The sequence below is a fragment of the Stenotrophomonas sp. 82F1 genome (assembly GCF_056861525.1).
In genome coordinates this window covers 126,838-134,264 of sequence record NZ_JBSPUD010000012.1, presented here as the reverse complement: position 1 = coordinate 134,264, position 7,427 = coordinate 126,838, and the positions used below count along the sequence as shown (strand labels likewise).

Here is a 7,427-nt window from a genome sequence, read left to right as displayed (position 1 = left end):
GCCGCCTGCAGGCGCCCACCACGCCTACATGGACGTATTTACGGCGTCCCCGCAAACCCACAGTGCCCCGCCCTCCCCCAGTAAACCCGCTGTTGCTGTTGCTGCTGCCGTTGCTTCGGCTTCGGCTTCGGCGGGTGCCGGGCGCAGCCCGGCCGAACCCCCTTACTTCTTTGAGCCCGGCTGGTTCAGCGGCTCCATCGCGCGGAAGCGCTGGCTGTATTCGTCGGTCAGGTTGCGTGCTTCCTGGCCGTTGCGGACGATGGTCGGGGTCAGCAGCACGATCACTTCCGAACGACGGCTGGTGCGGCTCTTCTGGCCGAACAGTGCACCCAGCACCGGAATCCGGCTCAGGCCGGGAATGCCGCTGCTGCCATCCGTGGCCGAATCGGTGATCAGGCCGGCCAGCATGATGGTGTCACCACTCTGCACCGCGGCCTCGGTGGCCAGCTTCTTGGTGGAGATGCGCGGGTTGCAGTTGCGCTCCTGCGGATTGCAGTTCTCCGGTACGTCCGAGGCGCTGCTGATCTCCTGCACGATATCCAGGAACACCGTGCCGTCGCGGGTAACGCGCGGGCGCACCTTGAGGATCACGCCGGTGTCGATGTACTGCACCGAGCTGTAGCTGCTGGTGCCGATGCCGGTGTTGACCGTGGTGGTGTTGATCGGCACCTTGTCGCCGACGTTGAGCGTGGCCTCGGCGTTGTTGCGCACGAACACCGAGGGCGTCTGCAGCAGGCGCACGTCGGTGACCTTGTCCAGCGCACTGACCACGGCGGCGCCGTTGTGGCCGGTGAACGCCCAGTTGGCACCGTCGGTGCCGGTCACCGCGCCGGCGAAGGTGTTCCAGGAACCGCCGGCCATCGCCGGCAGTGACAACCCGGACAGCGCACCGGTCAGCGCGCGCCCTGCCACGGCGTTGTCGAAGTACCAGTTCACGCCGTACTTCAGGTCGCCGGTCAGCCCGACTTCGGCCACCTGCGCTTCGATGTGCACCTGCAGCGGCATCACGTCCAGCTTCTCGATCACTTCGCGGATCGAGCGCCACGCCTGCGGCGTCGAACGCACCAGCAGCGTGTTGGTTTCCTCCACCGCCGACACGCCGACACGATCGCCTTCCACTTCCAGGCTGATGCTGACGTTGCCCGACTGGCGCTGCGGCAGGTTCAGGGAACCGGAGCTGCCGCCGCCACTGCTGCCGCTGCTGCCACCCACCGTGTTGTTGAAGCTGCTGCCGTTGTTGGCGTCCATGCCGCGGTCGCCATCGCTGCCCAGCTGCGACGGAATGGCGCCCGGCGCCAGCGATGCCGAGCCGGCGCCGCTACGGTTGCCGCTGCTGGCGAAGGCTTCGCTGAGGCGTTCTGCCAGGTCGCGGGCCTTGATGTAACGCAGTTCATGCGAGAACAGGCGCACGCTGCCACCGGCGGTATCGATGCGGTCCAGCCACTGCTGGATCTGGTCCAGGTAGCGCACCTGCGGGGTGATCACCAGCACGGCGTTGGCGTTTTCCAGCGGCAGGAAACGGAACATGCCGGCGCTGGGCGTCTTGCTCTCTTCGCCGAACACCTTTTCCAGGTCGGCCGCGACCTGCTCGGCCTTGCCGGACTGGATCGGGAACACGCCCACCGACATGCCCGAGAGCCAGTCGACGTCGAAGATTTCGACGGTATGCAGGTAGTTCTCGAGTTCGGCACGCGTCCCGCCCAGGGTGATCACGTTGCGGCCGCTGTCGACGTTGACGATGGCATTGGGCCGCGCATAGGGCTCCAGCACCTTCTTCATCTCGGTGGCGGAGATGAACTGCAGCGGCACCACGCGCACTTCAAAGCCGCGTGCGCTGGATGCGGGCGCGGTGCTCGGTGCCACGGTGCCGGCCAGTGCCTGGTCGGCGGCGACGATGTTGTAGCGGCCACCGCTGTAGACCATGCGGGCGTTGTTCCAGCCCAGCACCATCTCCAGCAGGTTCAGTGCCTGTGCCGGCGACACCGGCTTGGGCGTGGCCAGGGTCACCGTCCCCTGCACCCCGGGGGCGATCACGTAGTTCTGGCCGAGCATGTCACCGAGGATGGCCTTGACCACCGCGTGTACCGACTCGCCTTCGAAGTTGAAGGTGGCTTCGCCGGAGCTGGCCGCATGCAACGCAGGCGACGGCTTGCGCGCGGCCTCGCGGTTGATCATGGTGCCGGTGCCTCGGCGGATCACCGCCTGCGGCGCGCCTTGGACCCGATCGGCCGCATCGGTCTGCGCATCGTCAGCCGCCTGACCGGCGCTGGCCGATGGCTGCAGGTTGCCGTTGCGTTGCACATGCGGGGCGGACACGGTGCTGCAGCCGACCAGCAGCGTCAGGGCAAGGGACCAGGGAAGAAAACGCAGATTCATGCATTCACTCTATCGGTTGGTGCCATCGCCCGGGGGCGGCGACGGTTGTTGCTGCTGTTGCTGCAGCTGACGGCGGCGGGCCTGGATGCGTTCGCGGATGGCCTGCATCTGCGCTTCGCTGGGACCGTTGGTGTTGGCAGGGGGTGCGGCGGCCGCAGCCGGTGCAGGCGACGCCGGCGCCACGTTGCCATCGCTGGCACGGGGGTTGGGCAGGGTCTGGCTGGGCGCCGGCGGTGGCGGCGGCGGCGGAACCACCGCGCCGGGTACAGGCGGCGTGCCGTTGGCCCCGCGCAGGACTGTCGGTGCTTCACCGCCCTGGCCATTGAACACGGCCAGTTCCAGCACCTGGCTGCCACTGGAGCCGATCACCGTAGCCTGGCGCGGTTCCAATGCGACCAGTTGCCAGCCATCGACGGCATCACCATTGAGGCGCAGGCGCAGCGAGCGGCCCTGCTCGGTGGTGAAGGTGGCCATGCTGAAATCACGGGTGAGCAGCACGCCGGTCAGGCGCAGCGCGGGACTGGCGGCGGCTTCGCTGCCGCCCAGCAGATACGGGCGTGGCTTGCGGTCTTCGGCGAACAGGGGCCGTTCGCTGATCACGCTGTAGCTGTCTGCGCCGGCCATGCGTTCGGGCGCCAGCACCGGCAACGCCGGCAGCGCGGCCTGGGCGTCGCCTTCTGCGCTGACCGTGGGCAGCTGGCTGCCAAGACCGAAGCCGGTGGCCAGCCAGGTCGCGGCCGCCCATCCGGCCAGCGCCAGCAACAGTCCGGTGCGCAGGTTGATCTGCTCAAGCTTCATCGGCCACCTCCTGCGCATCGGCAGCCGGCTGCTCCGCCGGTGCCGGTACAGGTGCCGGCGGCGACACCACCGGCGCCGCTGCAGGCGGCGTGGCCACGGGCGCTGTGGAGGAATCGGCGGCCGCACCCGGCAGCAGGTAGCCGGCCAGCTCGAAGGACACATCCAGGCCGAGGCCGGATTCGTTCGGCGATTGCTGGAAGCGCTGCGCGATCAGGTTGAGGTTGTCCACGAACAGGCGCGGGCTGCCGGTCTCCAGGCTGTGCAGCACAGTGGCCAGTTCCGCCACGCCACAGCGCAGGCGCACCTGCATCGCCACGCGGACGAAGGCGGCATCGCGACGGTTGTCGCTCAATGGCGTGCGGTTGCTGATGGTGCAGCTGCGGTTGCCCGGGCTGGCCATCGCCACCGCATCCTGCAGGCGCGCACCGAGCGCGGCCGCAGCGGCTTCGGCGGTGGCTTCCTGCAGGAACCCGGGGCGCTGCTGCAGGGCGTCGCGGGTTGCGCGCAGCCGCTGTTCGATCTGTGGCTGCTGCTGCAGCTGCGCCTGTACGCGCTGCTGGCGTTCGCGCAGGGCAGCGGCATCGGCGTCGATCTCGCGCAGCGGCTGGGTGAACCACGGGTGCACCAGCAGCAGGTAGGCCAGGCCCAGCACTGCCAGCAGCAGTGCCAGTGCCAGCCAGCGGTCACGGCGTGCGCTTGGCATCGGCATGGGCCGCCTCCGTGGTTTCAGTCGGGGCAGATGCCGGCACAGGGGCCGCCGCAGGCAATGGCTGCAGTTCGGCGGTCAGGGTGAAGCGGTCGCGGCCACTGGCGGCACCATCGGCCTGCAGCACGCCGGTGAGGTTCACCTTGCGCCATTGCGGCGCGTCCTGCAGCAGCGGAACCAGCTGCGATGCTTCGCTGCTGAGACCGATCAGCTGCAGGCTGTTGTTCTCGATCGCCAGTTTTTCCAGGTAGGTGCCATCGGGCAGGCGGCGGGTCAGTTCGTTCCACACTTCGACGGTACTGGCGCGTTGGTTGCGTTGTGTTTCCAGGAACGCCGCTCCGTCCAGCAACGCCTGCAGCTGGCTGCGCTCGCTGGCGACACCACGCGCGCTGCGGGCACTGCGCTCGACCTCTTCGCGCAGTGCATCGACAGCAGCGCGGCGGTTGTCCAGCAGCTGCATCGCCGCCAGCACCAGCATCACCAGCGCCGCTACGGCAAGCAGCAGGTTCCAGCGCCGCATCGGGTCCGGCCGCTGCTGACGCTGCGCGGGCGGCAGCAGGTTGACCTGCAGCGTGCGGCCCTGTGCATCGATCGCATCAACACCGGCCAGCGCGTCAGCCCAGTCGCCGATCTGCGCACGCCAGTCATCGAGCTGGCGCAGCGGCCAGGCCACCAGCTCCACCTGCAGCAGGCCTTCGCCGGCACTGCCCAGTTCACGGATGTCATAGGTGACCTGGCTGGCTTCGAACGGTGTCTGCCGGTCGATCTCGTAACCGACTACCGCACGCAGGCGGTCACCGGCGGCGGCGGGCAGACGCAGCGTGCGCCGCAGGACCTGCCCGGCGGGCAGCAGCCACACCCGTGGCAGGCTGCGCAGGCGCGGCTCCAGCACGCGGTCAAGGTCCGCCGGTTGCAGCGGCCACGGAAGACGGGCCACGGGCTCGAGCCCGTCACCGGTTTCGCGCCAGACCTGCAACTGCCCGTCTTCGCACTGCAGCAGCAGGCGGGTCTGCGACCAGCCCAGCGCCCATTGCCAGCGCATCGGCACCCAGGCCAGCAACGACTGCCGCCACCAGCGCAGGAAACGGCCGGCACCGGGGCCGATCTGGCCCTGCACCTGCCGCAGACTGTCCTGCCAAGCCGTCATCTTGCTGCCATTCCCTGCTCCCAGCGAAGCACTGTGTAGGTCCGGCCGGGCACCCCGCCCGATCCGTTGCGCACCACCGCCTGCAGCACCGACAGGCGTCCGCTGCCGTCAGTGGCGCGGGACTCGATACTATAGGTGCCACTGCCGCTGGCAAGCGCCGATGCACCCGCAGCGTTATCTCCGTCACGCTCCTGCTGGGCGCGTTGCGCCAGCAGTTGTTCCGCATCCAGGCCCATTGCCGTCAACACCGGACCACTGGCGAAGCGTGGATCCGGGCGCGCCTGCCGGCTGTAGAGCGTCAGGTGCGGCAGCATCGCGGCGTACAGCGACCCGCGCATTCCCAGCACCCGCTGCAGTTCGCCCAGGGTTTCAAAGCGCTTGTTGCGCGGGCCATAGGGCAGGCCTGCGGCGGCGTACTCGGGCGCCTCGGCACCGCCACCGGGCTGCAGCAGGCTGTCTTCGTCGCGCCAGTCGATGATCGCACCGGCCAGCTGCCTGGCGGTTTCAGCCGGCTCGCCCAGTGCCTGCATGAATGCGGACAGCAGCGCCGCATCCGCCAGGTTGAGGTTGATCTTGCCGTTCTCGTCCAGCACCCTGATCTCGATACGGGCGTCGTCGAACTGCCAGCGATAGGCGCGGCCGTCGGCCTGCCACGGCGGACGCTGAGGATCTGGCTGCAGCCGCAGCAGCGCGTATTCCAGGCCCGCGCGCGCCCGCTCCTGGCCACGTGCATCGTCACCGAGCACCCGCTGCTGCAGGTGCTCGACCCGTGCGCTGAGCGCAAAGGCGCCGACCAGCGCAGTCATCAGCGCGATCAGCCACAGCACCAGTACCAGCGCGGCACCGCGTGGACGCTTCATCGCGCGCCTCCGCTGCCGCCGGCGCGCAGTGCCACCACCAGCGGCGGCCAAGGCGTGCCCCTGCTTGGCACGACCTGCACTTCCACCAGCAACGGCAGGCGCCGGGTGTCATCCCAACGGGGCAACCATTCGGTCATCTGCCCGTTGCTGGCGTCGACACCGCGATAGCGCAGCCGTACGTCCTTCAAGTCCTCCGCCAGCACTTCGGGCGGGCGCGGCGGGTTCTCTTCGATGCGCTCGCCTTCCTGCAGCAGTACCAGCTCCAGCAGCAAGCGGCGGTGGCCAGCTGCGCCATCCACCTGCAGCGCATGCAGGTACGGGCCGCCGCGACCGAGATAGCCCGGCAGATCGGCAACGAACGTCATGCCCTGATCGTCGCCCTGGAAGAACACCGGTTCACGGGTGGGATCGGGCACTTCCAGCGGGCTGCGCAGGGCGCTGGCGAGCTGGCGCCGCAGCAGGGCCTGCACTGCGCGCATGCGTTCGCTCTGCGCGGCAATCTGCTCACCGCGCTGGCTGATCGCCATCGCCGAGCGCACGCTGGCGAACGCCAACGCCAGGCCGCCGGCCAGCAGCACCGTGGCCAGCATGACTTCGATCAGGGTGAAGCCGCGCGCTCGGCGCCTCATCGCGCATTCTCCAGCGCGGGCGGCAACAGACGCAGGCTGCGCCAGCGCAACTGCTCGCGCTCGCTGTCGCCCCAGCGCACCTGCAGCTGCAGTTCCGCCAGCCACGGTGCACCCGGCGACTGCGCAGCGGGCAGCGCACCACTGCGCGGCTCGGCCCAGGGCTGCACCTGCAGCTGCCAGTGATAACGCCCCTGCTCCCACTCGCCCTGCTGGCTGCCGGCCTGCAGTGGCGCTTCCACCCCAGCGGCCGCCAGCAACGACTGTGCGTGCAGCACCGCGCGTGTGCGCAGCTCGGCATCGCGCACCTGGCGCGCGCCACCGGACAGGCTGCCCAGCAACAGCGTCAGCGCCAACCCGAGCAAGGCGAAGGCAATGATCACTTCAAGCAGGGTGAAGCCACGGGAGCGCGACCTCATTGCGCCCGCCACGGTCCGGAACGGACTTCACCGGTCAACCAGCCCACATCGATGCGCCACTCCGCGCCCTCCAGCTGCAGGCGGATGCGGCCGCCACTGGAGCCGCCGTCGGGATGGAATTCGATCACGCCCTGGCCGGGCGCGGTGGCCAGCTGCGCGGCACCTTCGAACTGCACCTTCAGCTTGGCCGGCACTTCACCGTGGCGCTGGCTGGCGCCCTGCCAGCGATGCTGTGCCGGTTCGATCACGAAGCGCTGCGGCTCGCCGCGGGCAATCGCCTGCGCACGCACCATGCGCAGCTGGTTGGCGATGTCCTTGCCTGCACTGCGCAGCTGCATGCCGGCAAAGCCGCGCGACATGCCAGCGGCGGTGATCAGGCCGATGGCCGCGATCAACGCGATCAACAGCAGCATTTCCAGCAGCGACAGGCCCGTCGCGCGCCTGCCGTGCAGGCGCGGGCGGGACACCCGGCGCGGCAGGAAAAGCAGCATGCGT

General features: G+C 69.2%; 8 protein-coding genes. All 8 read right to left on the bottom strand.

All coding sequences use genetic code 11. The annotated features are described in order from the left end of the window. Window positions 1-162: 162 nt before the first annotated feature. From gspD to xpsH, 8 genes are read right to left on the bottom strand one after another with little or no spacing between them, the layout of a single operon-like run. Window positions 163-2,376, bottom strand: a complete 2,214-nt coding sequence (gene gspD / locus AC13GI_RS13410; protein WP_482996551.1) for a type II secretion system secretin GspD — start codon at window positions 2,374-2,376, stop codon at window positions 163-165. Window positions 2,377-2,385: 9 nt separating this feature from the next. Further along, a complete protein-coding gene (locus AC13GI_RS13405; protein ID WP_099820346.1) occupies window positions 2,386-3,174 on the bottom strand; it encodes a general secretion pathway protein GspN in 789 nt (262 codons plus the stop codon). After that, window positions 3,164-3,883 (bottom strand): type II secretion system protein GspM, encoded by a 720-nt coding sequence (gene gspM / locus AC13GI_RS13400; RefSeq protein WP_099820347.1) that lies wholly within the window; start codon window positions 3,881-3,883, stop codon window positions 3,164-3,166. Before gspM ends, AC13GI_RS13405 begins: the two co-directional genes overlap by 11 nt. Continuing rightward, on the bottom strand, window positions 3,858-5,027 hold the full coding sequence (locus tag AC13GI_RS13395) for a PilN domain-containing protein (protein WP_380652907.1): 1,170 nt from the start codon (window positions 5,025-5,027) through the stop codon (window positions 3,858-3,860). Before AC13GI_RS13395 ends, gspM begins: the two co-directional genes overlap by 26 nt. Next, entirely contained in the window at window positions 5,024-5,887 is an 864-nt protein-coding gene (locus tag AC13GI_RS13390; RefSeq protein ID WP_482996550.1) for a type II secretion system minor pseudopilin, read from the bottom strand. The genes AC13GI_RS13395 and AC13GI_RS13390 overlap by 4 nt, the downstream gene beginning before the upstream one ends. Beyond that, complete coding sequence (locus tag AC13GI_RS13385) at window positions 5,884-6,516, bottom strand: type II secretion system protein J (protein ID WP_482996549.1); 633 nt, start codon at window positions 6,514-6,516, stop codon at window positions 5,884-5,886. Before AC13GI_RS13385 ends, AC13GI_RS13390 begins: the two co-directional genes overlap by 4 nt. After that, on the bottom strand, window positions 6,513-6,932 hold the full coding sequence (gene xpsI / locus AC13GI_RS13380) for a type II secretion system protein XpsI (RefSeq protein ID WP_380652898.1): 420 nt from the start codon (window positions 6,930-6,932) through the stop codon (window positions 6,513-6,515). The genes AC13GI_RS13385 and xpsI overlap by 4 nt, the downstream gene beginning before the upstream one ends. Then, a complete protein-coding gene (gene xpsH, locus AC13GI_RS13375; RefSeq protein WP_482996548.1) occupies window positions 6,929-7,423 on the bottom strand; it encodes a type II secretion system protein XpsH in 495 nt (164 codons plus the stop codon). Before xpsH ends, xpsI begins: the two co-directional genes overlap by 4 nt. Between the last annotated feature and the right edge of the window lie 4 nt (window positions 7,424-7,427).